Origin of the sequence: Algihabitans sp. (assembly GCF_965226985.1) — a bacterium.
Classification (GTDB): Bacteria; Pseudomonadota; Alphaproteobacteria; order Kiloniellales; family DSM-21159; genus Algihabitans.
Genome location: NZ_OZ245712.1, coordinates 505,871 through 532,443, shown reverse-complemented (window position 1 = coordinate 532,443; position 26,573 = coordinate 505,871). Strand labels below are relative to the sequence as shown.

Genomic DNA, 26,573 nt, shown 5'->3' with positions numbered 1-26,573 from the left:
AGCCGCTTATGAGCTTCAGCTTTCGCGTCTGGCCGAAAGCAGGGCTTCACGGTTGCCGTCTCCGCCGGCGATCGGACTGTCGATGACATCTTCGACCGTCCAGCCGACCTGTGCGTCCAACCAGGTGCGAACCTTGGCGACGGCGGCCAAACGCACGGCCGGATCGCGCAGAATTCCGCCCTTTCCGACAGCCGCCGGCCCGGCCTCGAACTGCGGCTTCACGAGGGCGATTAACCGACCGCCAGGGGCTACCAGATCGAGCGCCGCCGGCAGGGCGAGTATCAGGGAGATGAAGCTGAGGTCAGCGCTCAACAGTTCGATCGGCTCGATCACGAGGGAGCCTGTCAGACTCCGAGCATCGGTCTGCTCAAGAGATACGACGCGCGGATCGGCGCTCAAACGTGCCGCAAGCTGACCTCGTCCCACGTCAACCGCATAGACTTTGGCGGCCCCGCGGCTGAGCAGTACGTCGACAAACCCACCGGTCGAGGCCCCGAGGTCGAGACAGACGCGGTCCGAGGGATTCAAGCCGAAGGCGTCCAGCGCCGCTGCCAACTTGACCCCACCGCGGGATACCCAGGGGTGATCGCGTCCCGTGACGATCAGTTCTGCCTTCTCCTCCAAGTCTTGGCTGGCTTTGACGAGCGGGCGTCCGTCACACAGCACCAGACCGGCCGCGATCAAGGCCTGGGCTCGCGTGCGGCTTTCGGCGAGACCCCGCGCCACCAGTAAGCGGTCGGCACGTTGCTTCATGCCGCGGCGGGACGGTCGAGCAGGCCGAGCCGCTCTCGCAAGACAAAGCGGAGCGTCAGTCCTACGGCGGCGACCGCTAGGCCCACGGCCAGGCCCATCCAGACACCGACGCCGCCCAAACCGAGCGGAAAAGCGAAAACCCAGGCCGCCCCGAAACCGACGGCCCAATAGCTGAGGACCGCGATGACCAGCGGCCAGGCGGTATCGGAGAGGCCGCGCAGACAGGACACCATGGCCACCTGAGCGCCATCGACCAGCTGGAAGACCGCGGCGACCAGAAGGAAGCTGACGGCCAATGCGAAGACCGGTCCATCGACGGGGCTGTCAGCCTGCAGAAAAAGTCCGACGATGGCCTCCGGCGCGAACCACATGACCAGCGCGGCCACACCGGTGGTCACACCGGCCAGCATCAAGGCCATCCAGCCGGCCCGGCGCACGCCGTCGGGGTCGCGGGCCCCGAAGCGTTGACCCACACGGACCTGAGCGGCCTGACCGATCCCCAGCGGTATCATGAAGGCTACGGAGGCGACCTGGATCGCCACGGCATGGGCCGCGAGTTCCAGGGTTCCGATCCGTCCCATGAGCAGTTGGCAGGCCCCGAACAGCCCGCTTTCGGCGATCAGCGTGACCCCAACCGGCAGGCCGATCCGCCAGATCTCGCGATAGCGCGGCCAGTCGGCGCGCCAGAAACGGACGAAGACGTGGTAACGGCGAAACTCCCGGTCCCTCAGGACCACTGCGACCAGCCAGGCGAAGAGCACAACCCAGACCAGGGAGGTGGCCCAGGCCGCACCGGCAATACCGAGCGCCGGAACGCCAAGCGCGCCGTGGATCAGGACATAGTCCAAGGGCACGTTGATCAACGCGCCAGCGATCAAGCCGATCATGACGGTGTTGGGGCGCGATAGTGCCGAGACGAAGAAACGCAGGACCAGGAAACCGAAGCTGAAGGGCAGGCTCCAGACGATGGCGCGCAGATAGGGCTCGGCCAGGGCAGCGACGTCCGGCTCCTGACCGGTCAGAAGCAGAAAGTCGCTGCCGAACCAAAGCGCCACCGCAGCTGGGGGCACCAGCGTTGCTGCAACCCAGAAACCCTGGCGGATCGTCCGGCGCACGCCCTTGAAGTTGCGGGCACCACGCGCCTGGCTGGCCAGGGAGGCGGAGGCGATCAACACCCCCAGGCAAAAGAGCCAGATGTTGAAGTAGAGCATGAAGGCCAGGGAGCCGGCGGCCAGATGCGTCGGACCGAGCGGTGCGATCATCAGAACATCCGTGACCGACATGGCAATCAGACCGAGTTGACCCGCGATCAGCGGCAAGGCGAGCTTCACCATTGCCCGAGCTTCGGCAAGCCAGGGGCCAGGTCCAGCTGCGCGCTGAGGCGCGGCGGGCGAAGGAGTCGAAGCCGCAACGGTCATGGGAGTCCCGACTATGGGCGACTCGGCACCTCTCCGAAAGGCGGAAGGCCGGCAGGGCTGCTATGCGGCCGCCACACCTAATTGCGGCCTTGGAAGACCGAGGCCGTCAATCGCTCATAACCGAAAGTTCGGGGAGGCGTCGCGTAGCGGCTTAGGCGCGGGCCGGACGAATTTCGGTGTCGTTATAGCCCAAGGCGGTTAGGGCGGTTGCGACAATGTCGGAGGAACTCAAACCGGCCCAGGCCATCTGCTCGTCGGGCTTGCCATGATCGATGAAGCGATCCGGCAGACACATGGGACGGACCTTTACGCCCGATTCCAGAATCCCCTGACGCGCCAGCGAGTGGAAGCAGTAGCTGGCGAAACCGCCGACGGCCCCTTCCTCGATGGTGATGAGCACCTCATGCTCGCTTGCCAAGCGCCGCAGCAGATCCTCATCGAGCGGTTTGGCGAAGCGTGCGTCGGCCACAGTCGTGCTGAGGCCCTTGGCCCCCAACTCCTCGGCCGCCGCCAGGGCATCCTTCAGGCGCGTGCCGTAGCTCAGGATGGCGACCTTGGTGCCCTCTTTCAGAATACGGCCTTTGCCGATCTCAAGCGGCACTCCCCGCTCCGGCAGGGCGATCCCGATGCCTTCACCGCGCGGATAGCGCAAGGCTGAGGGGCGATCGTCGATCGCCACCTGCGTCGCCACCATGTGCATCAGTTCCGCCTCGTCGGAGGCGCCCATCAGCACGAAGTCGGGCAAACAGCCCAAATAGGCGATGTCGTAGGAGCCCTGGTGAGTCACACCGTCGGCGCCGACCATGCCGGCCCGGTCCAGCACGAAGCGCACGGGCAATTTCTGGATCGCGACGTCGTGGACGACCTGATCATAGGCCCGCTGCAGGAAGGTGGAATAAATCGCGGCGAAAGGCACGAAGCCCTCGCAGGCCAGCCCAGCGCAGAAGGTGACGGCATGCTGCTCGGCGATCCCGACGTCGAAGGTGCGGTCGGGAAAGCGCTCACCGAACTTGTTGAGGCCGGTACCCGACGGCATGGCGGCCGTGACGGCCACAACCTTCTCGTTGTCTTCCGCCTCCTTGATCAAAGCATCGGCGAAGACCGAGGTATAAGCGGGCGCCTTGGGTTGGGGCTTGGCCTGCTTGCCGGTGATGACGTCGAATTTCGCCACGCCATGGTACTTGTCGGCCGCGGCCTCCGCCGGCGCATAACCCTTGCCTTTCTGCGTTACGGCGTGGATCAGCACCGGACCGGCGAAGTCGGTATCGCGGACGTTCTTCAGAACCGGGATCAGATGCTCGAGGTTATGGCCGTCGAGCGGCCCGATGTAGAAGAAGCCCAGTTCCTCGAACAGCGTACCGCCCGTCACCAGCGTACGTGCGTACTCCTCGGCCCGCTTGGCGGTGGCCTGAAGCCCTCTCGGCAGGCGCTCGGCCAGATGCTTGCCCCAGTGACGGACCGACTGGAACGACTTGGAGCTGACGATCTGAGAAAGGTAGCTGCTCATCGCACCGGCGGGCGGCGCAATTGACATGTCGTTATCGTTGAGAATCACGACCAGGCGGGTGTCCTGAGCGCCCGCGTTGTTCATGGCCTCGTAGGCCATGCCGGCGGACATGGCACCGTCGCCGATCACCGAGATGACGTGGTTCTTGGCGCCCTTGTAGTCGCGAGCCACTGCATAGCCCAGACCGGCGGAAATCGAGGTGGAGGAATGGGCGGCGCCGAAAGGATCGTACTCGCTCTCCCGACGGCTGGTAAAACCTGACAAACCGTTGGTTTGGCGCAGAGTCCGGATCCGGTCACGCCGCCCCGTGAGAATTTTGTGAGGGTAGCACTGATGGCTGACATCCCAGATCAGCTTATCGTCCGGGGTGTTGAAGACGTAGTGCAGTGCAACCGTCAGCTCTACGACGCCGAGACCGGCGCCCAGGTGCCCGCCGGTGTGCGAAACGGCATCGATCATCTCCGTGCGGAGTTCATCCGCGAGTTGACGAAGCTCGCTCTCCTTTAGCTCGCGCAGGTCGGCCGGGGTCGGCACCTGATCCAGCAACGGGGTCTTGCTCTCGGCTGACACGCTCACAGTCGTCCTCTTTATGTTTTACGAACCCCCGATTCCATCGGAGGAGCGAAGGCGGACAAGCGAGAAAGGTCCGACTTCGTAAGAAAAAGGTCAAGCCCGCGTGTTTTAGGGATTCTTTCGAACGCCCGCCAGATTCCAGCGCCTTAGCAGCGATTGCAGCCCAAAGAGGCCCGCAAGACGGGAAATCTGCGGCACTGGACGAGCATAAGCTGCAGTGACCTTAGCTGTCCTCGAAGGGCGTGCCGCGGGGCACGCCGTCCGATCCCAGTGCGATCTTCTCGATCTTCGCCTGAGCCTCGCGCAACTTCGCCTCGCAGTGAGCCTTCAAATGCGCGCCACGCTCGTAGGCGTCGATTGCCTGATCGAGTTGTCCGTCACCCGACTCCAGTCGACCGACGATCTGGCGCAACTCCTCAAGCGCTTCTTCGAAAGACATTTGAGCTATTTCGCTCGGCACCTGCTGTGCCTGCTCTCCCGCAACCTCGACCATTGGCCCTCAATCTTCGGTTCGTCTCGATACCGCTCCGGCGGCGCGCGTTAAGACACGATCTGTAACATGCGGCCCAACGGTTTGTCTGCGAGATTGGCGCCAAGCGAACCGGCGGCTTAGAGTGCGGTTTCGGCACCATGAGGCGCCGTTCCTCACAGGCGAAAGATGTACAAGGAGGGGGGGATGAAACGAGTGAAAGGCCTCCTTTGTTTGGCTACCGCCCTGCTCGTGACGGGCTGCGGGGGAAGTCTGACCGAGCGCTATGGCCAAACCGTCCTGGAGGAGGTCGCGCCCTACGCGCCTACCCAGGAGTCACTCGTCTACTGCAGCGACCACGGTTGTGCAGAACGCCACGTCTTGACCCTGTCGCCATCGGACTGGCAGGCGATTGCAGCGCACTTCGAGCAACCGCCCGCCGATGCGGCGGAGGAGCGCCGGCGTTTGGCGGCAGCCGCCGCGACCTTCGAGACCATTGCCGGCAGGTACACGGATACGAGCGACGATCTGGCCGGGACCTTCGCGGGTTTCGGCAGCCAGGGGCAGTTGGACTGCATCGACGAAGCCGTGAACATGACCCAGTTGGCGCGCTTGCTGGCGGCCGAGGGCTTGCTCAGCTTTCACACACCGGGCCTGCCGGTGCAGCGGGGGACTCTTTTGGACGGCTGGCCGCACTACGCCGCTAGTCTGGAGGAGCGGGCGAGCGGAGAGAGCTACGTTTTCGACAGCTGGTACCGGGACAACGGCGAGCAAGCGCTGGTCCTGCCGACTGAGACCTGGCGGGCCGGGCTTGGTGAGGAGTTACTGGCCTGCCTCGACACCAAAGACCGTTCAGCCGTGGCGTCAGAGGAGAGCGCGGCCCTCTGCTTCGGCGGCTAGACCTTTCGTGACATGCGGCTACAGACGGTTAGCATCCATGAGCGCCCCGACATGCGCCGCAACCGACCGCGCCAGGCCCTCCAGGTCGTAGCCCCCCTCCAGGGTCGACACCACGCGGCCACGCGCCGCGTGCTCCGCCACGTGGAGGATCTCCGTGGTCGCCCAGGCGAAATCGTCTTCGGTGAAATTCAATCCGGCCAGGGGATCGCTGATATGCGCGTCGAAACCGGCTGAAATAATGACGAAGTCCGGAGCGAAGGCCCTCAACCGAGGGATCACCACCTTGCGGTAGACATCGCGAAACTCTTCGGAGCCCACGCCCGGCGCCAAGGGTATGTTGACGATGTTGCCGTGCGCACCCCGCTCGTTCGCCGAGCCGCTGCCCGGGTAGAGAGGCATCTGATGGCTGCAGAAAAGCATCAGATCGGGATCGTCCCAGAAGGCAGCCTGCGTCCCGTTACCGTGGTGTACATCGAAGTCGACGACGGCGACCCGGTGTACCTTGTGGACGGTGCGGGCGTGCAAGGCACCGATGGCGGCATTCGAGAAGACGCAAAAGCCCATGGCCCTGTTGGGTTCGGCATGGTGACCGGGCGGCCGGATTGCGCAGAAGGCGTTATCCCCCTCGCCCGCCATCACCGCGTCCACCGCAGCGGTCACCGCACCGGCGGCGCGCAAGGCCGCTTCTCCGGACGCCGGGGATACCACGGTGTCGCCGTCCAGATAGGCGGTCCCGCTCGCCGGAACCGCCGCGAAGACGGAGTCCACGTAGGCCGCCGGATGCACCCGTTCGATCTGCACCCGCTCCGCCAAGGGCGCCTCGCGTCGCTCCAACGAGTCGAAGACAGGATCCTTTAAGGCATCCAGAACGGCCTGCAACCGCGCGGCTCTCTCCGGGTGGCCGGGGCCGGTGTCGTGCTCCGCGCAAATCGGATGGCTGTACAAAAGGGTCGTCATGGGGTGGGGCGCCGCCTCTTTCGCGTCTTGCATCGCGTTCTTTCACAACAGCCTACGCGATGGCCGGGTGGCGAAACAAACGTCGTTTCGCGCAAGAAATCGCGAGGCCGATTGTGACGACTCTCCCGGACTGCTACAGGGAGCCGCAGGTGAAGGAGAAAGACGTCTATATGGCCGAGGCCACGACCGCCCCCTCTTCGCAGTCCCCGCCGCGTGGTGCCGGTATTCTGCCGGCGCAGGCGATCCGTGAACTGATCGCGACAGGCGAGATCGCCTCCGCCGAAACCGGCGACCGAACCAACCTGCTGGAGCAGGTTCAGCCGGCCAGTCTGGATCTGCAGCTCGGCTCGGTCGCCTACCGGGTTCGGGCCAGTTTTCTGCCCGGCAAGGGACGCAAGGTCGCTGAGCTGATCGACGACCTCTCGATGCACGCAATCGACCTGACCGGCGGGGCCGTGCTGGAGGTCGGCTGCGTCTATATCGTTCCCTTGATGGAGCGTCTCGCACTCTCGAACCGGATCGCCGGCATCGCCAATCCGAAGTCCTCAACCGGCCGCCTCAACGTCTTCACGCGATTGATCTGCGACGGTGCGACTTCCTTCGACAAGGTGCCGGAAGGCTACCAGGGACCGCTTTACGCCGAAATTGCGCCGAACGCCTTTTCCATTCTGGTGCAACGCGGGACCCCCTTGAATCAGCTGAGATTGACTCGCGGTTCGCCGGGCGTTCGGGACACCGCCCTGGCCCGGCTCCATGCCGAGGTCGGTTTGACTGGTGCCGAGACCGAGGCGGTGATTGACCGCGGCCTGATGTTTACCGTGGACCTGACAGGCCGAGCCGGCGGTCTCGGAAGCTCGGGCCTGATCGGCTTTCGGGCCAAGCGGCATGCGGACGTCATCGATGTCGCAAGGATCGGCCACTACGATCCAGCCGATTTCTGGGACCCGATTTCAGCCAGTCGCGGCCATCGCCTGATCCTCGATCCCAACGAGTTCTACATCCTGGCCTCCAGCGAGGCGGTCCGCATCCCGCCGACCCATGCCGCCGAGATGGTTGCCTACGACGTTCAGGTCGGCGAATTCCGGGTTCACTATGCCGGGTTTTTCGACCCCGGCTTCGGCTGGGAGGCGGGGGATGCGAAGGGCAAGGGAGCCAGGGATAGCGGTACGCGGGCCGTTCTGGAGGTCCGCAGCCACGAGGTCCCCTTCCTGCTCGAGGACGGACAGCCGGTTGGCCGCCTCGTTTACGACCGCTTGGTCGCACCGCCGGACCAACTCTACGGGGCAGGCATCGGATCCTCCTACCACACGCAGGGCCTGACTCTCTCCAAGCACTTCAAACCCTGGTCCGGCTAGAGCGGGATCGTCTTTGACGGGAGCGACTTCGCTCCCGTCAAAGACGATCCCGCTCTAAGGGTGTCCTTAAGTTTTCGGCTCGCACCCTCTCCCAGCCCGCTGCCTACAGCGGTTGCCCTGCCGGACTTCGTTGCTGGTGCGGGGAAACCCCAGCCGGTAGTCTGCGTATAAGTCAGCAGCGAGCTTGCCGCCGTATAAAGGCAGCGCCACTTCTCCAGGTAGGCGAGGCTGGGCGCGCAAGCCCGGCCTTTTTCGTGCCGGGCGCTGATGTGAGGAAGGAAAGAGGGTTTACCGTGAACGCAAGGGTCCAACGCAGCCATCTAGCCTTCGCCTTGCTCCTCGGCTTCGCCATGGTCGACGTATCTGCCTCGTTCGCCCAGGGCGGGCCGCCGGCCTCCCCCGTGCACGTAGACGAGGTGGTAGAGGTCGCTTTGTCGCAGACCGCGCCGGCTGTCGGTCGCGTCGTAGCGCGTAAGGCGGGCCCCGTGGCCACGCGGATCGATGGCGCCGTTGCCGAGTACCTGGTCGAAGTGGGGGACCGCGTGAACGAGGGTCAGCCCCTTGCCCTCATCGACGATTCCGTGTTGGCAGCGCAGCAGGAGCTGGCGGCCGCCCAGTTAAGCGAGGCCGAAGCCCTGATCGCCACGCGCCGCGCCGCGGTAACTCTGGCCGATCAGGAAATGCGGCGGATCGAAGGGCTGCGCAGCTCGGCCGCCTTCAGCCAGGCCCGCTACGACGACCAGCGCCAGACCGTCGTCATCGCTCGCGCCGAGTTGAACGAGGCGGAGAGTGCGGTCGCCTCCGCTCGCGCAGAGTTGGAGTTGGCCGAACTCAATGTCTATTACGCAGAGGTGCGTGCTCCCTACGCAGGTGTCGTTACAGAACGGCAGAGCGAGGCCGGCGCCTTTCTGCGCACAGGCGAAACCGTCGTTTCCCTGGTTGCGATCACCGAACTCGAGATCCAAGTCGAGGTGCCCTTCATGCGCCTGAACGGCCTGACCCCTGGCACGGACGTGGACGTCGAGCTGGCCGATCGCTCCCTGCACAGCGCCGTCGTCCGGGCAGTGATCCCCAACGAAGACCCACGCACCCGTACACGCCCGGTCCGGCTGCTGCCGCAGTTCGGAAGCGTCGAAACGCCGCTGGCTCCGGGACAAAGCGTCGTCGTCCGCGTCCCGATCGGCACGCCCCGCGAGGTCCTGAGTGTCGCCAAGGACGCCGTGCTGCCGCGAGGCGGCGGCAACCAACAGATCTTCGTGTACGAAGACGGACAAGCGAAGCTGCGCGACATCGATCTCGGAGTGGCGGTTGGCAACCGCTTCGAGGTTCTGGAGGGATTGCAGGCCGGCGACCTGGTCGTGGTACGCGGAAACGAGCGACTGCGCGACGGTCAGGCGGTGATGCCGGTCAACCTCGATCCTGAGAACGACCCGCAGTCGGCGCCGAACACGGCCCAGAGCGACAACCAAGGCTAGGCGGAGCGACGCGGTCATGAATCTCATTCGCGTCGCCATCGAACGCCCGACCGCCGTCATCGCCGCCGTTATCATGGTGGTGATGTTCGGCTGGGTGGCCTTGCAGGCCATTCCGATCCAGCTCGCGCCCGACGTCAATCGGCCGGTGATCACCGTGCAGACCATCTGGCCGGGCGCCGCTCCGGTCGAGGTCGAACGGGAGATCGTCAATCGCCAGGAAGACGTGCTGAAAGGTCTGGAGGGTCTAGAGACCATCACTTCGCGTGCGGAGACGGGCCGGGCGCGCGTGAGCCTGGAATTCGCGATCTCCACCAACATGGACCGCGCTCTGCTGTTGGTGGCCAACCGGCTCGACCGCGTCTCCAACTATCCGGACGAGGTCGACGAGCCGACGCTGGACACATCGGGAAGCGACGACAACCCCATCGCCTGGTTCAACATCATCCGACTGCCCGGCAACGAGCGGCCGATCCATACCTACGGAGATTTCGTCGACGACGTGTTGGTCGACCGTCTAGAGCGGGTTCCGGGCGTTTCCGCCATCAACGTCTTCGGCGGAAGCGAACGGCAGATCGAGATCATCGTCGAACCGGAACTGCTGGCGCGCTATCAGCTGACCGTGACCGAGGTGGTCGCAAGCCTGCGTGCCGCCAATGCCAGCGTGTCGGCAGGTGACGTGGAGGAAGGTAAGCGCCGCTATGTGGTTCGGACCGAAGGCGAATTGGACACCCTGCAGGCCGTCGGCGATGTCGTGCTGCGCTCCGAAGGGGACGGCTTGGCCGGGGTCGGACGCGTAACGGTCGACGACATCGCAGTCGTTCGCTTCGGCTATACCGATCCGACGGCCCGTATCCGCATGAACGGACAGTCCGCCCTGGCGATGAACGCCACGCGGGAGACCGGCGCCAACGTGATCGAGACGATGGAGGGGATCCGCGCGGCCTTGACCGACCTGCGTGCCTTCCAGGTGCCGAACGCTGGACTGGAGCTCCGCCAAGTCTACGACGAGACAGTCTACATCAACTCGTCGATCGCCCTGGTGAACCAAAATATATACGTCGGCGGCACGCTGGCGGCACTGTTGCTGCTGATCTTCCTGAGGTCAGGCCGGGCAACCCTGATCGTCTCTCTGGCGATCCCCGTTTCGGTTATCGGCGCCTTCGTCGCGATGGCGGCCCTGGGCCGTTCCATCAACGTCATCTCGCTGGCCGGACTGGCCTTCGCCATCGGCATGGTGGTCGATGCGGCCATCGTCGTGCTCGAGAACATCTACCGCCTGCGCGAGCGCGGCCTGAGTGCGGCGGAGGCCGCCTACAAGGGCGCCTCCCAAGTCTGGGGCGCCGTCTTGGTCTCCGCCCTGACGACGGTGATGGTCTTCATTCCGGTTTTGATCATGGAGTTGGAGGTCGGGCAGCTTTTCCGAGACATCGCGGTCGCCATCTCGGTCGCCGTCCTGCTGTCCCTCGTGGTCTCCATCACCGTCATCCCGGCACTCTCGAACTGGCTGTTCGGCCTGGGCGCGAAGGAGGGTCGCCCCGCCTCGATCACCCGGATGCGGCTTCCCTTAATCGACAACATCGCAGACGGCTTCGTCCGTGCTGTCGTAGGGTTTCAGCGTCGCGTCGTCACCAATCGGCTCCTGGCGATCTCCGTCGTCAGCGGGATGACAGTGATCGCCGGCGCGGCAGCCTGGCTGTTCCTTCCGAAGCTGGAGTATCTGCCCGAAGGCAATCGCAATCTGGTGCTAGGAATCGTCATTCCACCGCCAGGCTACAATCTGAGTACCACCAGCGACATCGCACGAGGCATCGAAGACTCGGTTCGTCATCTCTGGACGTCGGAGTCGGGACCGGAACGCGAAGCGGACGGACCGCCGAAAATCGAACGCTTCTTCTTCGTCGCCACCCGCTCGACCACCTTCGTGGGCGCGATCTCCGAGGAGGCGCAGAATGCCGGCGAGCTGGTACCCGTGCTGCGCGGGCCAGTCTTCAGCGAACCGGGTACCTTCGGCTTCATCAACCAGCCATCGATCTTCGGCCGCGGTATCGGCTCGGGTCGGACGATCGAACTCGATATCTCCGGCGACGAACTGGAGTCCATCGTACCGGTCGCTCAGGAGGCGGCAGGGCGCATCACCCAGATTTTCCCCTTCAGCGAAGACAATCAACTGCGGCCGAATCCAGGACTGGAGCTGGGCGCGCCGGAGGTTCGCGTGCTGCCCGATCGCATGGCGCTGGCGGATACCGGCGTCAGCGCCCGCGAACTCGCGGACACCCTGGACGCCTTCAACGACGGTCTGCGCGTCGCCGAAATCACCATCGGCATCGACCGCATGGACCTCGTCCTGGAGGGTCCGGAACTGGCGGAGCAGTCCACGCAGGGAATCGGCAACCTGCCGGTCGTCACCAGCAGTGGCCAGATTCTGCCGACAGAGGCCTTGGCCGACGTGATTCTGACAGCCGGCCCGACTGAGATTCGCCACCGCGAACGGCTGCGCACGATCACCCTCGAACTTCGGCCCCGTCCCGGACTGCCGCTGGAGGCTGCCGTCGAGCGACTGGAGCAGGAGGTGATCCAGCCGATGCGCGACGCCGGGCTGCCTCCGGACGTCCGCATGTCCATCTCGGGCACCGCCGACAAGCTGAGCGAGACCTGGGACGCCATGATCTGGGACCTGCTGCTCGCCGTGGTGATTGTCTACCTGGTCATGGCCGTGCTGTTCGAGAGTTTCGTCTACCCGCTGATCATGCTGCTGGCGGTGCCGCTCGCCGCTGCCGGGGGCATCGGCGGACTCGCGCTGCTCAATCTCTTCACCTACCAGCCGCTGGACATGCTGACGCTTCTGGGTTTCGTCATTCTGATCGGCATCGTCGTCAACAACGCGATCCTGCTGGTTCATCAAACCCTGCAGCAGATTCGCGAAGAGGGTGTGGCACCCGAGGCCGCGATTCTGGAGGCCACGCGGAATCGCATCCGACCGATCTTCATGTCCACACTGACCAGTGTGTTCGGCATGTTGCCGCTGGTGATCTTCCCCGGTGCCGGTTCAGAGCTTTACCGCGGGCTGGGATCGGTGGTGGTCGGAGGCCTCTCCATGTCGGCGGTGCTCACGCTGCTTGTCGTCCCGCCCATGCTCAGCCTGCTGGTCGGAACTCTGGAAGACGATAGGACGGCCGTGCCTGCCGCCCGGCTGCCGGATCGGGCGGAGCCGCAACCCGGCGAGTAGCCCTCTACCCGGCCTTCCGGATCCGCAGAACGAAGAGATCGCCATCCTGGCGGTTCTCGAGCAGTTCGTGACCGGTCGTCTCGCAGAAATTCACGAAGTCCTCGGGCGCGCTCGGGTCGGTGGCCAGGACCTCCAAAGTCCCTCCTGGCGGCACGTCCTTCATGGCCTTGCGCGCGCGAAGCACCGGCAAGGGACACTTCATACCCTTGGCATCCAGTGTCAGGTCGTTCTGCGGAGCTTGGTCGCTCATGTCCCTCTCTCCCGTTCCGATATCGCGTAGTAGGCCAAGGCGGCCCAGCCGATCAGAAAGCCGACGCCGCCGATAGGCACGATCATGCCGAGCCACCTGACACCTGTCAGAGCCATGACGTAGAGCAGACCGCTGAAGACCAGCGTACCGAGCAAAAAGCCGGTTCCTGCCAGCCTCAGACTGCGGGCCGGCCGCCTGATCGTGAGGAGTGCGACGGCCAGCAGCCCACCGACGTGGAGCATCTGATAACGCAAGCCGGTGGCCATCCAGTCGAGCGCCTCGGCAGCGAGCCGACCTTCGAGCCCATGGGCCGCGAAGGCCCCGATGGTGACCGAGAGGAAGCCGCTGACTGCGGCGGCGGTAAGCCAGACTGTCATACTCTGCACTTACGACCAGAGACCTCGGGTCCGCAAGACGTCGCGGAGCAAGGTCGGCCGATCCGTCATCAGCCCGTCTACGCCAAGGTCGAGAAGCCGCTCCATTTCCTCGCGCTTGTCGACGGTCCAGACATGGACCTGCAGCCCACGGGCATGGGCCGCCCGAACAAGTTTGCGCGTCACCAGAGGAATGCCCCGAAAGTGAGTCGGCACCTGAAGGGCACCGCAGTCGGGTGCGCCCAGAGGCAGTCCGTGACCTGTCGCCCAGACTCTGAAAACGCCAAGCGGACCCGGCGACCAACAGAGTTCCGCCCCCAGCAGCTCGCGCAGCCGCCTCACGCGCGCCTCCTGGAAAGATCCGACGCACACACGGTCTAGCGCGGCCGCACGTCGAATTGCTTCGGCGATGGGTACAACGGCTGAATCGCTTTTTGGCTCCAGGTTGATCCGCAACTCGGGCCAAGCCGTCAGCAAATCGTCCAAGCGCGGAATCTCTTCTCCGGCAACACGCAGATTCCGCAGCTCGGACCAGTCGAGATCTCCCACTGCTTCCGGTCGTCCGACGAGCCGTTTCAGATCGTCGTCGTGAAAAATCACTGCGATCCCGTCCCGCGTCGCCTGAACGTCCGTTTCGATATAGCGGTAGCCGAGGCTGACGGCGTGGCCGAAAGCCGCCAACGTATTTTCCGGAGCCTCCAAGGCCCCGCCGCGATGGGCGAAGGCGATGGGCAGATCCGTTTGGAGAAACGCAAAAGGGGACATGGGGCGCCCTATCAGCTCCGAGAGATCGCGGGATGCGAAAGCTGTTCGATCAGGATCCGATTTATCTTTACGATTTCCGCTAGTTCACGTAGACACAATTCAACCAATTGGCGCAGCTATCTGATCCTCATGGCTTCCCTTGCCGAGAATGCGCCAGAAAATGCAACGGTGGGAAGGTTCGAGATTTATGGCTGATACACGGGACTCCGCCACTTGGGCGCCGCACCCGGTTGACGCTCACGTCGGTAAAAGACTGAGACAACGTCGCGTGGCCATCGGCTTGACGCAGGACAAGCTTGCGAAGGCTGTCGGCATCACCTTTCAGCAGGTGCAGAAGTACGAGCGCGGCACCAACAGGATCGTGGCCAGTCGTCTCTACGAACTGGCCCAGGTTTTGAGGGTTTCCGTGGAGTACTTCTTCGAGGGTTTCGGCGCTGAGGCCAGCACGACCTCCAGCCAGCTTCCCGGGACTGAAAATCGAAAGTCGGTCGAGGATGCGATGGGCGAGCGCGAAACACTCTCTCTGGTGCGAGCCTTTCACCGAATCGGCAACGACCTTGTACGTCGTCGACTGGCCGAGTTGATTCGCTCGCTCGCCGATACCGACCGCAGCCCCTGCTGAAACCCCTTTGAGCAGCTGCGGCTGCCGCACCGCCGCCGGAAGCCCACACGTTTCACGCTCGGCGCGCGCAGCTCCCTGGGCGCGGACGGACTTTGATGCTACATCCGCGGCGCCATGAATCTGAACGACTTCGATTTCCACCTGCCCACAGAGCTGATCGCCCAGCGTCCGGCTGCGCCCAGGGACTCTGCACGTCTGCTGCAGGTCGGCCGCGAACTGAGCGACCGCGGCGTCAAGGACCTGCCAGAGCTTCTGGCCGCCGGCGACCTGCTCGTCTTCAACGACACTCGTGTCATTCCGGCCCGACTGGTCGGTCGGAAGAATGGCGGGAAGATCGAGATCACCCTGCACAAGCAGGCCGAGCCGAACAGTTGGTTCGCTTTCGCCAAACCCGCCAAGAAACTGCAGCCAGGCAACCGTATCGACTTCGACGAAGACTTCACCGCCGACGTGGCGGAGAAGGGTGACGGCGGTGAGGTACGCCTGACCTTCGATCGCGCCGGCGCCGAGCTTCTGGCGGCTCTGCACAGGCAGGGCATCATGCCGCTCCCGCCCTATATCAAGCGGGACGAAGGTGCGGATGCGCAAGATCGCCGAGACTATCAGACGGTCTATGCGTCGAGAGACGGAGCGGTGGCGGCTCCGACCGCTGGGCTACACTTCACCCCCGAGCTTTTGGCGGCGCTGGAAGCGCGCGGTGTGCAGCGCACGACCCTGACTCTGCATGTCGGTGCCGGCACCTTCCTACCGGTCAAGACGGAAGACGTCACTGCGCATCGCATGCACGCTGAAGTCGGCGAAATCTCGCCCGAGGCCGCGGCCGCCATCAACGCCGCGAAAGCGGCGGGCCGCAGGGTCGTCGCGGTCGGCACCACCAGCCTGCGACTGCTCGAGCACGTTGCCGACGAGAACGGCCAGGTCGTCCCTTTCACCGGCGAAACCGACCTTTTCATTCTGCCGGGCTATCGTTTCAAGCTTGTCGACCGACTTATGACCAACTTCCATCTGCCGAAATCGACCCTCTTCATGCTGGTCTGCGCTTTCGCGGGGCAGGCCCGGATGTCGGCCGCTTACGCTCACGCCGTTGCCGCCGGCTACCGATTCTACTCCTACGGCGACTCCTCGCTTCTGGAACGGGCATGAGCGTCGCTTTCGAAGTCACGGCGCGGTCCGGCGCCGCGCGGCGCGGACGGCTAACCACGGCCCACGGTCCCATGGACACCCCGGCGTTCATGCCAGTGGGGACGGCAGCCACGGTCAAGGGCATTCAGCCGGACCAGGTCAAGGCACTGGGCGCGCAAACAGTGCTGGCCAACACCTATCACCTGATGCTGCGCCCGACCGCCGAGGTGGTCGACAAGCTTGGCGGACTGCACCGCTTCATGCAGTGGCCGGGACCGATCCTGACCGACTCGGGTGGTTTCCAGGTCATGTCCCTGGCCAAGCTGCGCAAGCTCGAAGAATCCGGCGTCACCTTCAAATCCCACGTCGACGGGACGGAACATCGCCTGACACCGGAGCGTGCGATCGAGATCCAGGACCTGCTCGACTCCACGATTACGATGGTGCTCGACGAATGCACCCCCTGGCCGGCGACGGAACGTGAAGCAGCCTCCTCCATGGAGCTGTCGATGCGTTGGGCAGCGCGCTGTCGCGAGGCCTTCCGTCAACGCGAGGGCTATGGTCTGTTCGGTATCGTCCAAGGCAGCGTCTATCCCGCGCTGCGGGAACGCTCGGCGCAAGCCCTGATCGACATCGGCTTCGACGGCTACGCGGTGGGCGGCCTGGCCGTCGGCGAACCGCAGCAGGAGATGCTGCAGATCCTGGAAACGACGGTCCCGCAGCTGCCGGAGGACCGCCCGCGCTACTTGATGGGCGTCGGCAAACCCCAGGACTTGGTCGAAGCGGTCTGGCGCGGGATCGACATGTTCGACTGTGTCCTACCCACCCGCTGCGGACGCACAGGCCTGGCCTTCGTACGGCGGGGCAAGGTGGTCATAAAGAACGCACGTCACCGCGAGGATCCGCGGCCGCTCCAAGAGGATTGTCCCTGTCCGGCTTGCGCGGGCGGCTTTTCGCGCGGTTATCTGCATCACCTCTTTCGTACGGATGAGATGCTTGGGCCGATTCTGATGACGCTGCACAATCTCACCCAATATCAGATCCTGATGGCCGAGTTGCGTGATGCCATCGAAGCCGATCGTCTGGAGGAGTACAGAGCGTGGTTCCAGGCCGAGCAGGCCAAGGGCGATATCCCGCCCCTCTAGAGGCAGCTGGAGAGGAGACGCGCAAAGCGATCCGCGAGCAGGCCCTGGCGATGGGTTTCGACGCGGTCGGCTTCGCCTCGGCCGCCACCTCGGAGGCTGCCAAGCAGGGCCTGACGGACTTCCTGGCGCAGGGTTGGCACGGCGATATGGGTTGGATGGCCGAAACGGCCGAACGCCGCGCCGATCCGCGTACGCTCTGGCCCGAGGCACGCTCCGTGATCGTGCTGGCCGTAAACTACGGCCCGGCAGAGGACCCCATGGCGCTGCTGGGCCACCCCGCGCGCGGCAGCATCTCGGTCTATGCCCGCAACCGCGACTATCACGATACCCTGAAGCGACGGCTGAAGCGGCTGGCCCGCTGGCTGGTCGAGCGCGAAGGCTGTCGGGTAAAGGTCTTCGTCGATACGGCCCCGGTCATGGAGAAGCCTCTGGCTCAAGCCGCCGGCCTGGGCTGGCAGGGCAAGCATACCAACCTGCTGTCGCGCGAACTTGGCAACTGGTTGTTCCTGGGCAGCGTCTTCACGGATCTGGAGCTGGCGCCCGATGCTCCGGAGGTCGACCATTGCGGCTCTTGCCGTGCCTGTCTGGACGCCTGTCCGACCGAGGCCTTTCCCGCGCCCTACAAACTCGATGCCCGGCGCTGCATCTCCTACCTGACCATCGAGCACAAGGGCCACATCGATCGCGCCTTTCGCGTTGCCCTCGGCAACCGCATCTACGGCTGCGACGACTGCCTGGCGGTCTGTCCCTGGAACAAGTTCGCACAACGCAGCAGCGAGCCGGACTTCTTGCCGCGCGCCGAACTGACGGCTCCGCGACTCGCCGACTTGGCAGCGCTCGACGACGCCAGCTTCCGTCAGGTCTTCTCGGGCAGCCCGATCAAGCGCATCGGCCGCGATCGCTTTCTGCGCAACGTCTTGATCGCGATCGGCAATTCCGGGGCGTCCGAGCTGGTCACCACGCTGCGCCCGCTGCTCGACGACCCCTCGCCACTGGTTCGTGCCATGGCGGTCTGGGCACTCGGTCGCCTGGACAAGGTTACCTTCGCGGAAGAGCGCTGTCGCCGCGCTGCGGCGGAAAACGATCCGGCGGTCAGCGCCGAATGGTCAAGCCCTGATCGGGAATCGGCGGGATCAGTGTGCGCCGCTGCAGATCGTAGCAGATGAAGGTGTGGCGGTAGGGCTGGCCCAGGGCACAGGGCGCGCCGAGCGTATCTCGTCCGTAGTAAATCAGACGCTGATAGTCACCGCTGCAGCGGCGCAACGCCGAGTCGTAGAGTTCCGCCTCGTCGTTCAAGGCCGGACCGTAGCAAAGCGAGACGACACCCGGACGAGCGAGGTTCGAACCCGGTCCCTCCTGCAGCTTCTGCGCGAGGTAGATTTCGTTGATCTCCTCGATCAGGGCCTTGGGCGCGCCCACCGGATAGGGATATTCGGCACAGCCGGCCAGCAAAAGAAGCGCGAAGAGGCCGGGCAGAACGGCTTGGCGAAACGAAAGGATCATGTCTGGACCATAGCGGCTTCAAGGGCGCCGGTAAAAGCGCTTTGACATGCCCTGGATGCCCGTCAGCATGAAATGAACGCGCCGCCCGAGTCGCCGCCGCAGGAATCGAGAGTCCGAGGCCTTTTCCGACCATGAATCTCGTCTTCTTCGCCTTGGTTGCCGTCGCGTTCGCGGTCGCGGCTGTGCGTCAGCTGCTGTGGGACGCAGGCGGACTGGACGAAGTGGCGCCGATGGCGCTGCTGACCGACGAAATGATCGCCGCCGCGCGCGCCTCAGTGGAGCTGGCCATTGGTCTGGTCGGCGTCATGGCGCTGTTCCTGGGCCTGATGAAGGTTGCGGAGCAAGGCGGTCTGCTCGTGATCATCGCCAAGACCGTGCGGCCGCTGATGACCCGGCTCTTTCCCGACGTACCGCCGAACCACCCGGCCATGGGCGCCATGATCCTCAACATCTCGGCCAACGTGCTGGGATTGGGCAATGCGGCGACGCCCTTCGGGATCAGGGCGATGCAGGAGCTCGACAAGCTCAATCCGCACAAGGGGACAGCCACCAACGCCATGGCCTTGTTTCTGGCGATCAACACCTCGTCGGTCACGCTCCTGCCGACCGGTGTGATCGCGCTGCGGGCCTCGCTCGGTTCAACCGAACCGGCCGCTATCGTGCCCACGACTCTGGTGGCCACCCTCTGCTCGACCATCGTTGCCATCGTCGTCGCCAAGTCGCTGCAACGCTTCTTCGCCACACCACCGCCAGACGCGGACAGCGATAGGGTCGGACAGCCGGAGGGCCAGGAACAGCAACTCGAACCGCAAACCGCGAACGATATGCCCGCTGCGCCAGCAGGTGCAGATGAAGCCTATCCGCTCCGGGTCTCCCTCTTCGTGCTGCTTGGCGTGGCCGCCCTGGTGCCCTTGACGATTCTCTACGGCCGCGAGATTTCGCCCTGGATCGTGCCGGCTTTGATGGTCGGGTTGCTCGGCTTCGGCATGGCCAAGGGCGTTCGGGTCTACGAGTGCTTCGTAGAGGGGGCCAAGGACGGCTTCCAGGTTGCGCTGAAGATCATTCCCTACCTGGTCGCCATTCTGGTGGCCGTCGCCATGTTTCGCGCGAGCGGGGCCCTGGAGGCTATGGTGGTCGCCATAGGATCCGTCACCGACCCCTTCGGCCTGCCGGCAGAAGCGGTTCCGATGGCTTTGCTGCGGCCGCTCTCCGGTTCGGGCGCCTACGGCGTCATGACCTCGATCATGCAGGACCCGGCGACCGGACCGGACACCTACGTCGGCTTCCTGGTCTCCACCCTGCAGGGCTCGACCGAGACCACCTTCTACGTTCTGGCCGTCTATTTCGGCGCCGTGCAGATCCGCAGGATCCGCCATGCGCTCGCCGCCGGCATTTCGGCCGACATTGCCGGTGTGATCGCAGCAGTGGTCATCGTCGGGCTCTTGTTCGGCGCCCTGTGACGATAAGGCCGGACGCGGAGACTTCGTGATGCAGCCGGACGATGAGCGGATTCCGACCCACCTCTGGGTGATGGCGCAGGTGCGCCGCTGCAACGACGGCGGTCAGCCGGCCTACGTCCTGCGCAAAGGCGAGCGCATGGGCGGGCTTGTTCTGGTCAAGCTCGCTCTCCTCGACGGCACCGCCTTGGTCCTCATTCAGCAGCGCGACCTGAACGGCCGGCTCGGCTGGATGCCCGCCAAGGGCGACGGCCCCATACCGGAACCAGAAGCCGATGCCTACATCGCGCGCACGACCGACCGCGATCCGGATCTCTGGGTGATCGAAGTCGAAGCCCGCGACGGGCTGAACCCTTTCGAAGGGCCAGGGGTCTAGAAGTGCTAGGGGTCTAAGAGACTTTCGCCGAAGAGAGCTCGCCCAGGATCTTCCATCGAGCCTTTGACCTGCCATGCCAACTCGGTTTGACTGCCGGTCATGCCATCCGCGTCCCCAAAAACCGCGCCAAACGCCCTGGCCCGAGCCCAGCAGGCTGCAGCGAGCGGCGATCTGTCTGGCGCAGAAGCGATTCTGGTGCGGCATCTGCAGCGCAAGGCGAAAGATGCCGAGGCCCTAGCCCTGGCCGGTATTCTGGCACTGCAGCGCGGTGCAGCGCCCGAAGCCCTGCGCCGACTTCGCAAAGCGGCAAAGCTGAAGCCCGGGGATGCCACGGTCCTGACCAACCTGGGCATTGCCGAAGAGGCGGCGGGCCAACCTGATGCAGCCGTCGCCAGCTTGACCCAGGCCTGCCGCCTGCGTCCCGACTTCGCCCAGGCCGCCTACAATCTTGGACTTCTTCTCCACCGCCTGGAGCGGTCCGCCGAAGCCGTAGACGCGCTGACTCGAGCCTGCGATCTGGAGCCTGGCTACGGCAAGGCGCGATCGGCCCTGGCCGGTGCCCTGCTCGACCTCGGCCTGCCGACTGAAGCACTGACCGCCGCCCTAGAGGCGCTCGCCATCAGCGAGTCGGAGGACACGCGACTGACGGCTGGATTGGCGGCGAAGGCGCTGGGCGAATGGGCTCAGGCTGTCGCCCATCTGGAGCAGGCCGGAGATCGGCCAGAAGTCCTCCTGGAACTGGCTCATTGCCGGCAGGAGACCGGCGAGTCGGCAGCGGCCCAGGCGGCCTATCGCGCCGCCCTGCGGCAGGATCCGAGCCTCTATGCCGCAGCGGTGAAGCGGCTTGTCTCGGCAGCCAAGGGCGAGTTGCCGCTCCAGCCCACCGAGCTACGCGCCTGGCTCCTCGGTTAGCGCACGGTAGCGCTTACGGTAGACGCCCGGCTCGGCCGACAGGTCTTCCTGCAGCTTCGCAAACGCGGCGGCCTCGATGTCGTCGAGCGCAGCACAATCGAGCTCGAGGGGCTGGCGCGGTATCGGCAGGCACTGCGCGACCGGAGTCCCCCGCGGCAGCACGCCGGTGAAGTCGGGATCGCGCCAGACAGCCGGGAAATGGACAAAGGAGTCGGAAAAGCCGTCGCAGTCGACCAGTCCGGTCAAGGTGGTGAACGGCAGATCGGCCCGGTTGACCGGATGCAGACAGAGAAGCGACCAGCCAGCCGGCAAGGCGATGGTCCAGAAAGAATTGAATTTGACAACCAGGGCTTCGGGATCGTGCAGCGGCGACCCAGTGGCCTGCTCCGGGAAATGGCAGGAGATGGGCGCGCGCGTGTAGGGGCCTGTGGCGCCCGGAGGCGGTACCGGCCAGTCCCAGGTGAAGCGTCCCGCCTCAACCTGCAGATCGCAGGCCAGCGGCATGACGAAGCCGGCGGACATGGCGTCCACGAAGGGCGGGCACTGCTTCACGGTGCGCAGTGAAAAGCCGAGATCTTCCGAGAAGGCTTCGCTGGGCATGGCCCGCAGCCAGTCGGGCAGCGCGCGGCGGGATGGGCGCGGCTGCGGCAGGATCGGCTCCAATTCGGGCGGACAGCGGAAGCTCACTTTCATGGGATAGCCACAAGCCTACTGTGCCGGTTGAGGCTGGGGTTGGCCCTGCGGCTGGAGTGCCGGGTTGTCGTCGCGACCTCGATCCAGACCGGAGGCCATCTCGGCATCCGCACGCTTGGCCGCCGCGATCCGCCGTTCTTCCTCCGCCCGCTCCGCCCGGCGCTTCATCTCCAGGGCGACGGCGGCGACCACGGTCAGGACGATAAAGATCACCGCCAAGGCGTTGACCTCCGGTGTCAGACTGAGGCGCGCCATGGAGGCAAGCTGAATGGTCAGCGTGGTCTCGCCCCCGATTGCGAAAACCGTCGTGTTGAAGTTTTCGAAGGACTGCAGGAAGGCAAGCACCGCCGCCGTGAAGATCGTCGGTCGCAGGAAGGGCAGAGTGATCTTCCAGAAGACCTGACGATGGGAGGCACCGAGATCGAGCGCAGCTTCCTCCAGCGCGTGATCGAAGCGCTGGAGCCGTGCCATGAAGAGCAGCATGCAATAGGCCGAGATGAAGGTCGCCTGGGCCAGAATGGCCAAGAGAAGTCCGCCCGGTACACCGAGATTGTTCCAGAACACCAAAGTCGAGATGCCGAGGATGATGCCCGGGGTCAGGAGCGGCGAGACCAGGACGCCGTAGAGGAACGTGCGGCCGCGTGTCTTGAGGCGAGTCAACAGCAAAGCACCGGACAGTCCCAGCGTGATCGCCAAGGCGACGACGCCGGCGCCGATGATGAGGGAATTGACCACGGCTGCCCAGATCTGGGCGTTGTCGAAGAGCCGCTCGAACCACTGGAAGGTCAATCCCTCGAAGGGAATGGCGCGGGGGATACCGGGTTCGTTGAAAGCCGCGACGAACATGAAGAGCAGCGGCAAGAACATATAGCCGAAGAAGATCACCAGATAGCCTTTCACGGCCCAACGGGTCATGTCCTCGGCCCGAAAGCCCGGCTTCCTGGATCGCGCCATCGTCCCTGCTCCCGCCCGTTCCATTTCCACCTACTTCGCGATGTCCTGCAGACTGACCTTGAACAGGCGCATCATGACGAGAATGAAGACAATGCAGGTGGTCAGCAGCGTGAAGGCGTAGGCCGAACCGAGGCCCCAGTCGTTGCCTTCGTTGAAGGCGTCGTAGATCACCTCGGTGAACCACTTGGAGGTGGTGCCGCCGAGGATCAGAGGGACGGCGTAGGAGCCCGCCGCCAACATGAAGGTCATGATGCAACCGACGGCAATGCCGGGTTTGGCGTGGGGGATCACCACGCGCAGATGAATGCGCCACCAGGGCGCCCCCAGGTCGCGCGCCGCCTCGATCTGGTTCTTATCGAGAGTATCGATGGTGTTGTAGATCGGGAAGATCATGAAGAGGATGTAGGCGTAGGTCATGCCGATGATCACCGCGCCGTTGCCCTGACGCCATCGGATCGGCTCGCCGATCACCCCCAGCACAAGCAGCAGTTCGTTGATCACGCCTCCGTCGGACAAGAGCATCAGCCAGGCAAAGGTGCGCAGGATCTCGTTGATCCAGTAAGGCACGATCAAGGCCAGCATCAGCAAAGCGGCCTGTTCGCCAGGCGCAGCCTTCGCCAGATAGAAGGCGATCGGGTAGCAAACGACCAGACAGATCAGGGTCACCAGCACCGAGGCCCAGATCGTCTTGAAGAAAATCGAGCGGTTCAGATCGTTCTCGACCAGTTCTCGGTAGTTGGCGAGGCCGTAACGCGGCGCCGCAGCCAGCCGCGCCTGCTCCAGGTTCCTGTCGTTCTCCGCAATGACAAGGCGATTGCCTTCGATCTGGGCTTCGAGGTCGACGATCTCCGCTCTCAGAGTCTCAGGCGTGGCCGCCTCGGCCGGCTGCCGAGGGCCGGCAGCGAAAGGGTTGAGCAGCGTCGCTCCGCCGCGCTGAACCTCGGGATCGGGTTCACCCGCCTCAAGAGCTTCGATCCGCGTCTGCAGCCTGCCGACGGCGCGTTCCGCGCGCGTAATCTCAACGAAGAGTCGATCGGTATTCGCCTGGATCTGCGCCGCGCGCGCACTGGCGGCCGGATCGCTGTAGGTCAGCGACTTCTCCAGCATCAGGAGCTGCGGCAGAACGATCATGCCGACCATCCAGATGCCGCATCCCAGGAAGATGTAGGCGGTCATGATGCCGCCGTAGCGACGGACGAAATCCTGAACGGCCTGCATCGACGTCCCTCCCCCCGCGGTCTCTAGGCCGCCGCCGCGTTGTCGGAGCCTTCGCTCGGCAGAGCGACGGCCGCATCGGCGGAGAAACCGATGGTCACCTGCTGTCCCTGCGCGAGTTTCGACAGATCGCGGTCGTTGGTCAGGTGGACGATCAGACTGCGTCCCTGGTCGCCGCGCACGAAGAGGTTGATGTAGGCGCCCTCCAGATCGATGCGCTCAACTTCGCTGACGAAGCTGTTGTCCGGCCGTTTCGCGGCGGGCCGGTCCGCGTCGAGAAGCAAGCAGCGCTCAGGTCGCACGAAGACCGACGCCATCTCGCCCGACGTCAGGTTTTCCCGGTTACGGGCGCGGAAGAGGCCGCGAGGCGTCTCGATTATCGCGCAACCGTCCGACACGTCAGTGACGCGGCCCGCGAAGCGATTGTTTTCGCCGACGAAGGTAGCGACGAAGGCCGTATGCGGCGCGCTGTAGATCTCGTCCGGCGCACCGACCTGTTCGATGACTCCCTGGGACATCACACCGACCCGGTCCGACATTGTCAGGGCTTCGCCTTGATCGTGGGTGATGTAGATGAATGTGACCCCCGTCTTCTTCTGGATCGCGCGCAGTTCCGCCCGCATGTGCTGCCGCAGCTTCAGGTCCAGCGCGGAGAGCGGCTCGTCCAGCAACAGCACCTCCGGCTCCACAGCCAGGGCTCGGGCAATGGCAACGCGCTGGCGCTGACCGCCCGAGAGTTCCGTCACCAGCTTGTCGGCCTGATCAGGCAAGGCGATCAGGTCCAGCAGTTGCTCGGCGCGCTTGCGCCGCTCGGATTTGCCGATCCCACGCACTTCCAGACCGAACGCAATGTTCTCCCAGACCTTCATCAGCGGAAAGAGCGCCAAGTTCTGAAAGATCAGCGCGGTCGGCCGTTTGTTCGGCCCGAGCCCGGCCATGTCCCGGCCGCCGATCCGCACGACGCCTTCGCTCGGCTCGATGAAGCCGGAGACCATGCGCAAGATGGTCGTCTTGCCGCAGCCGGAGGGGCCGAGGAAAGAGAAGAACTCACCGCTGCGAATGGTCAGGTCGGCATCGCGAACGGCGGTGAAGTCACCGAACCGCATGGTGACCCGGTCCAGCTCGACATCCATGCCCATAGTAGGCCTCCCAGATCGGCGAAGGTCCGAACACTCGACCGGAGCCCGGTTACCACGCCAGATTGCCGCACCGCATCCGGGCGGCAGCCGGCGCGGCGGAGAAACCGCCGCGCCGGATCGCTCGCTGCCCGTCAGGCGGTTTCGTAGCGGGTGATGTACTCCGCACGCAGCTTCTGGAACCATCCGGGCTCCGGCTTCCACCAGTAAAGCTGCGAGATGGCCTCGCCGTTGGGGCCGTACATGAACTTGAAGCGCTCCTGCGCCGCCTCGTCCAGCGCAGCCTCGGCCCCGATCGCGGCAGAGTTGTAGCCGGCGTGCGACGCATGCATGCCGCCGCCTTCGGCGGAGGTCAGCCAGTTGATCAGCTCGTAGGCCTGATCGACGTTGGCGGCGCCGGAGGGCATGCACATGGTGTCGAGCCAAGTCAGCGCGCCATCCGTCGGTGCTACGTACTTGATGCGGCCGTCGGTCTCCTTCCACATGTTGACCGCCGTCCCGTCCCAGCTCTGGCCGATCACGCAGCCATCCGACAGGAAGGCACCGGTCAGCGCCTGGGCATCCTTCCAGAAGGTCCGGATCCAGGGCTTGTGCTCGACCGCGAAGGCAAGCGCCTGATCGAGAACCTTCTTAGCGGTCTCCTCGTCCTGATGGGCCTTGTCCATCATCTCCCCGGTGCCGTCGATCATCACGCCCATGGCGGTCAGACCAGAGCGCGGACGCACGGTGACGAGATCGCGGTTCTCTTCCTGCCAGATCGTGCTCCAAGACACGTCGCCGTACGTGAGGTCGCGCTGGCTGCTGTCGAAGGCAACGGCCTCGGTCCCCCAGTTGAAAGGCACGCCGAAGCGCTGACCGCGGCGCGACGCCCCAAGATCCAAGGACTTGTCCCAGATCGCCGGCTGCACTTGATCCGCCATGACGCGGTTCTCGTCTATCGGCTGAAGCAGGTCGATCCCGTCTTCCTCGCTGGCATCGAACCAGGAGACCAGGGTCGTGACGGAGGGGAACACCAGGTCGAAACCCTCGCCCTTGGCCGCGCGAACCTTGGACAGCACTTCGTTGTTGGTGCCGTAGACCGAAAGATTGATCTGAATGCCCGTACGCTCCTTGAACGTCGCGATCATGTCCTCGGAAACGTATTCGCCCCAGGCATAGACGTTCACCTCACCCGAGGAGGCAAGAGCACGCGGGCTGACGATGGCAGGCGCGGCCACGATGGCGGCCCCGGCCGCGGCGCCCTTAAGCAGGCTGCGGCGGGTGACCTGGCGGCGCGACGTGTGGCTGTGAGACACGGTGGTATCCCCCTTCCCTGTAAAGACTGTCTTTTCAAACGGCGGGTTGCGCGTCGTCCTGCGGTGAGCTGGGTCACCGAAAACCGGATACGATCGTGCAGACCCCGACAGGACAGATACG

At 64.6% G+C, this 26,573-nt stretch carries 25 protein-coding genes; 11 read left to right on the top strand and 14 right to left on the bottom strand.

Features of this window, described 5'->3' with window-relative positions; genetic code table 11:
* Positions 1-15: 15 nt before the first annotated feature.
* From ACO054_RS02280 to ACO054_RS02265, 4 genes are all read right to left on the bottom strand, one after another.
* Positions 16-753 (bottom strand): TlyA family RNA methyltransferase, encoded by a 738-nt coding sequence (locus ACO054_RS02280; protein WP_421708828.1) that lies wholly within the window; start codon positions 751-753, stop codon positions 16-18.
* On the bottom strand, positions 750-2,087 hold the full coding sequence (locus tag ACO054_RS02275) for an MATE family efflux transporter (protein WP_421708827.1): 1,338 nt from the start codon (positions 2,085-2,087) through the stop codon (positions 750-752). The genes ACO054_RS02280 and ACO054_RS02275 overlap by 4 nt, the downstream gene beginning before the upstream one ends.
* A gap of 235 nt (positions 2,088-2,322) precedes the next feature.
* On the bottom strand, positions 2,323-4,248 hold the full coding sequence (gene dxs, locus ACO054_RS02270) for a 1-deoxy-D-xylulose-5-phosphate synthase (protein WP_421710320.1): 1,926 nt from the start codon (positions 4,246-4,248) through the stop codon (positions 2,323-2,325).
* A 226-nt stretch (positions 4,249-4,474) separates the two neighbouring features.
* Entirely contained in the window at positions 4,475-4,744 is a 270-nt protein-coding gene (locus tag ACO054_RS02265; protein ID WP_421708826.1) for an exodeoxyribonuclease VII small subunit, read from the bottom strand.
* A gap of 183 nt (positions 4,745-4,927) precedes the next feature.
* Between ACO054_RS02265 and ACO054_RS02260 the strand changes: the two genes are divergently transcribed.
* Positions 4,928-5,620, top strand: coding sequence for a hypothetical protein (locus tag ACO054_RS02260; RefSeq protein ID WP_421708825.1), 693 nt, complete (start codon positions 4,928-4,930; stop codon positions 5,618-5,620).
* Positions 5,621-5,638: 18 nt separating this feature from the next.
* Here ACO054_RS02260 and ACO054_RS02255 read toward each other — a convergent pair whose 3' ends face one another.
* A complete protein-coding gene (locus tag ACO054_RS02255) occupies positions 5,639-6,577 on the bottom strand; it encodes a histone deacetylase family protein (protein ID WP_421708824.1) in 939 nt (312 codons plus the stop codon).
* 149 nt (positions 6,578-6,726) lie between these two features.
* On the opposite strand from ACO054_RS02255, the gene ACO054_RS02250 reads away from it, so the two are divergent.
* The 3 genes from ACO054_RS02250 to ACO054_RS02240 all read left to right on the top strand — a co-directional run bounded on the left by ACO054_RS02250 (position 6,727) and on the right by ACO054_RS02240 (position 12,633).
* Positions 6,727-7,932 (top strand): 2'-deoxycytidine 5'-triphosphate deaminase, encoded by a 1,206-nt coding sequence (locus ACO054_RS02250; RefSeq protein WP_421708823.1) that lies wholly within the window; start codon positions 6,727-6,729, stop codon positions 7,930-7,932.
* A 293-nt stretch (positions 7,933-8,225) separates the two neighbouring features.
* The gene (locus ACO054_RS02245; protein WP_421708822.1) at positions 8,226-9,407 is read left to right on the top strand and encodes an efflux RND transporter periplasmic adaptor subunit; all 1,182 of its coding nucleotides are present in this window, start codon (positions 8,226-8,228) and stop codon (positions 9,405-9,407) included.
* A gap of 16 nt (positions 9,408-9,423) precedes the next feature.
* The gene (locus ACO054_RS02240) at positions 9,424-12,633 is read left to right on the top strand and encodes an efflux RND transporter permease subunit (protein WP_421708821.1); all 3,210 of its coding nucleotides are present in this window, start codon (positions 9,424-9,426) and stop codon (positions 12,631-12,633) included.
* 4 nt (positions 12,634-12,637) lie between these two features.
* Here ACO054_RS02240 and ACO054_RS02235 read toward each other — a convergent pair whose 3' ends face one another.
* The 3 genes from ACO054_RS02235 to ACO054_RS02225 are packed head-to-tail and all read right to left on the bottom strand — an operon-like array spanning position 12,638 to position 14,022.
* Complete coding sequence (locus ACO054_RS02235) at positions 12,638-12,883, bottom strand: sulfurtransferase TusA family protein (RefSeq protein WP_421708820.1); 246 nt, start codon at positions 12,881-12,883, stop codon at positions 12,638-12,640.
* A complete protein-coding gene (locus ACO054_RS02230) occupies positions 12,880-13,260 on the bottom strand; it encodes a DUF423 domain-containing protein (RefSeq protein WP_421708819.1) in 381 nt (126 codons plus the stop codon). Before ACO054_RS02230 ends, ACO054_RS02235 begins: the two co-directional genes overlap by 4 nt.
* Before the next feature lie 9 nt (positions 13,261-13,269).
* Complete coding sequence (locus ACO054_RS02225) at positions 13,270-14,022, bottom strand: glycerophosphodiester phosphodiesterase (RefSeq protein ID WP_421708818.1); 753 nt, start codon at positions 14,020-14,022, stop codon at positions 13,270-13,272.
* Positions 14,023-14,209: 187 nt separating this feature from the next.
* Here ACO054_RS02225 and ACO054_RS02220 point away from each other — a divergent pair, with 187 nt between their 5' ends.
* The 4 genes from ACO054_RS02220 to queG all read left to right on the top strand — a co-directional run bounded on the left by ACO054_RS02220 (position 14,210) and on the right by queG (position 18,077).
* Positions 14,210-14,644, top strand: a complete 435-nt coding sequence (locus tag ACO054_RS02220; protein ID WP_421708817.1) for a helix-turn-helix domain-containing protein — start codon at positions 14,210-14,212, stop codon at positions 14,642-14,644.
* Between the two features lie 114 nt (positions 14,645-14,758).
* Positions 14,759-15,787, top strand: a complete 1,029-nt coding sequence (queA, locus tag ACO054_RS02215; RefSeq protein ID WP_421708816.1) for a tRNA preQ1(34) S-adenosylmethionine ribosyltransferase-isomerase QueA — start codon at positions 14,759-14,761, stop codon at positions 15,785-15,787.
* The gene (gene tgt / locus ACO054_RS02210) at positions 15,784-16,911 is read left to right on the top strand and encodes a tRNA guanosine(34) transglycosylase Tgt (protein ID WP_421708815.1); all 1,128 of its coding nucleotides are present in this window, start codon (positions 15,784-15,786) and stop codon (positions 16,909-16,911) included. The genes queA and tgt overlap by 4 nt, the downstream gene beginning before the upstream one ends.
* A gap of 29 nt (positions 16,912-16,940) precedes the next feature.
* The gene (gene queG, locus ACO054_RS02205) at positions 16,941-18,077 is read left to right on the top strand and encodes a tRNA epoxyqueuosine(34) reductase QueG (protein ID WP_421710319.1); all 1,137 of its coding nucleotides are present in this window, start codon (positions 16,941-16,943) and stop codon (positions 18,075-18,077) included.
* Here the strand turns inward: queG and ACO054_RS02200 are convergent.
* A complete protein-coding gene (locus ACO054_RS02200; RefSeq protein ID WP_421708814.1) occupies positions 18,004-18,414 on the bottom strand; it encodes a hypothetical protein in 411 nt (136 codons plus the stop codon). The two genes, queG and ACO054_RS02200, sit on opposite strands and share 74 nt — an antisense overlap.
* Before the next feature lie 131 nt (positions 18,415-18,545).
* Here ACO054_RS02200 and ACO054_RS02195 point away from each other — a divergent pair, with 131 nt between their 5' ends.
* The 3 genes from ACO054_RS02195 (at position 18,546) to ACO054_RS02185 (ending at position 21,159) form a co-directional block, all read left to right on the top strand.
* Positions 18,546-19,874: a nucleoside recognition domain-containing protein gene (locus ACO054_RS02195; protein WP_421708813.1), complete on the top strand. Its 1,329-nt coding sequence runs from the start codon at positions 18,546-18,548 to the stop codon at positions 19,872-19,874.
* Positions 19,875-19,902: 28 nt separating this feature from the next.
* Positions 19,903-20,247 carry a DUF1491 family protein gene (locus ACO054_RS02190; protein WP_421708812.1) on the top strand — a complete coding sequence of 115 codons (345 nt, stop codon included), beginning with the start codon at positions 19,903-19,905 and terminating at the stop codon, positions 20,245-20,247.
* 99 nt (positions 20,248-20,346) lie between these two features.
* Positions 20,347-21,159 carry a tetratricopeptide repeat protein gene (locus tag ACO054_RS02185; protein WP_421708811.1) on the top strand — a complete coding sequence of 271 codons (813 nt, stop codon included), beginning with the start codon at positions 20,347-20,349 and terminating at the stop codon, positions 21,157-21,159.
* On the opposite strand, the gene ACO054_RS02180 is transcribed toward ACO054_RS02185, so the two are convergent.
* The 5 genes from ACO054_RS02180 to ACO054_RS02160 form a co-directional block, all read right to left on the bottom strand.
* On the bottom strand, positions 21,136-21,852 hold the full coding sequence (locus ACO054_RS02180; RefSeq protein ID WP_421708810.1) for a hypothetical protein: 717 nt from the start codon (positions 21,850-21,852) through the stop codon (positions 21,136-21,138). The two genes, ACO054_RS02185 and ACO054_RS02180, sit on opposite strands and share 24 nt — an antisense overlap.
* Positions 21,853-21,867: 15 nt before the next feature.
* Positions 21,868-22,806, bottom strand: coding sequence for an ABC transporter permease (locus tag ACO054_RS02175; protein WP_421708809.1), 939 nt, complete (start codon positions 22,804-22,806; stop codon positions 21,868-21,870).
* Positions 22,807-22,836: 30 nt separating this feature from the next.
* Positions 22,837-24,024, bottom strand: coding sequence for an ABC transporter permease subunit (locus ACO054_RS02170; RefSeq protein WP_421708808.1), 1,188 nt, complete (start codon positions 24,022-24,024; stop codon positions 22,837-22,839).
* A gap of 23 nt (positions 24,025-24,047) precedes the next feature.
* Positions 24,048-25,154, bottom strand: coding sequence for an ABC transporter ATP-binding protein (locus ACO054_RS02165; protein WP_421708807.1), 1,107 nt, complete (start codon positions 25,152-25,154; stop codon positions 24,048-24,050).
* Positions 25,155-25,291: 137 nt separating this feature from the next.
* Positions 25,292-26,452: an extracellular solute-binding protein gene (locus ACO054_RS02160; protein ID WP_421708806.1), complete on the bottom strand. Its 1,161-nt coding sequence runs from the start codon at positions 26,450-26,452 to the stop codon at positions 25,292-25,294.
* Positions 26,453-26,573: the final 121 nt, after the last annotated feature.

Bases quoted from the DNA above. Each gene is read 5' to 3' on its own strand.
- ACO054_RS02200 (WP_421708814.1), bottom strand. From the start codon at position 18,414: ATGATCCTTTCGTTTCGCCAAGCCGTTCTGCCCGGCCTCTTCGCGCTT.
- ACO054_RS02275 (WP_421708827.1), bottom strand. From the start codon at position 2,087: ATGGTGAAGCTCGCCTTGCCGCTGATCGCGGGTCAACTCGGTCTGATT.
- ACO054_RS02220 (WP_421708817.1), top strand. From the start codon at position 14,210: ATGGCTGATACACGGGACTCCGCCACTTGGGCGCCGCACCCGGTTGAC.
- ACO054_RS02185 (WP_421708811.1), top strand. From the start codon at position 20,347: ATGCCATCCGCGTCCCCAAAAACCGCGCCAAACGCCCTGGCCCGAGCC.
- ACO054_RS02265 (WP_421708826.1), bottom strand. From the start codon at position 4,744: ATGGTCGAGGTTGCGGGAGAGCAGGCACAGCAGGTGCCGAGCGAAATA.
- ACO054_RS02255 (WP_421708824.1), bottom strand. From the start codon at position 6,577: ATGACGACCCTTTTGTACAGCCATCCGATTTGCGCGGAGCACGACACC.
- tgt (WP_421708815.1), top strand. From the start codon at position 15,784: ATGAGCGTCGCTTTCGAAGTCACGGCGCGGTCCGGCGCCGCGCGGCGC.
- ACO054_RS02260 (WP_421708825.1), top strand. From the start codon at position 4,928: ATGAAACGAGTGAAAGGCCTCCTTTGTTTGGCTACCGCCCTGCTCGTG.
- ACO054_RS02230 (WP_421708819.1), bottom strand. From the start codon at position 13,260: ATGACAGTCTGGCTTACCGCCGCCGCAGTCAGCGGCTTCCTCTCGGTC.
- ACO054_RS02235 (WP_421708820.1), bottom strand. From the start codon at position 12,883: ATGAGCGACCAAGCTCCGCAGAACGACCTGACACTGGATGCCAAGGGT.
- ACO054_RS02240 (WP_421708821.1), top strand. From the start codon at position 9,424: ATGAATCTCATTCGCGTCGCCATCGAACGCCCGACCGCCGTCATCGCC.
- queA (WP_421708816.1), top strand. From the start codon at position 14,759: ATGAATCTGAACGACTTCGATTTCCACCTGCCCACAGAGCTGATCGCC.
- ACO054_RS02170 (WP_421708808.1), bottom strand. From the start codon at position 24,024: ATGCAGGCCGTTCAGGATTTCGTCCGTCGCTACGGCGGCATCATGACC.
- ACO054_RS02175 (WP_421708809.1), bottom strand. From the start codon at position 22,806: ATGGCGCGATCCAGGAAGCCGGGCTTTCGGGCCGAGGACATGACCCGT.
- ACO054_RS02190 (WP_421708812.1), top strand. From the start codon at position 19,903: ATGCAGCCGGACGATGAGCGGATTCCGACCCACCTCTGGGTGATGGCG.
- ACO054_RS02180 (WP_421708810.1), bottom strand. From the start codon at position 21,852: ATGAAAGTGAGCTTCCGCTGTCCGCCCGAATTGGAGCCGATCCTGCCG.
- ACO054_RS02225 (WP_421708818.1), bottom strand. From the start codon at position 14,022: ATGTCCCCTTTTGCGTTTCTCCAAACGGATCTGCCCATCGCCTTCGCC.
- ACO054_RS02195 (WP_421708813.1), top strand. From the start codon at position 18,546: ATGAATCTCGTCTTCTTCGCCTTGGTTGCCGTCGCGTTCGCGGTCGCG.
- ACO054_RS02280 (WP_421708828.1), bottom strand. From the start codon at position 753: ATGAAGCAACGTGCCGACCGCTTACTGGTGGCGCGGGGTCTCGCCGAA.
- ACO054_RS02165 (WP_421708807.1), bottom strand. From the start codon at position 25,154: ATGGATGTCGAGCTGGACCGGGTCACCATGCGGTTCGGTGACTTCACC.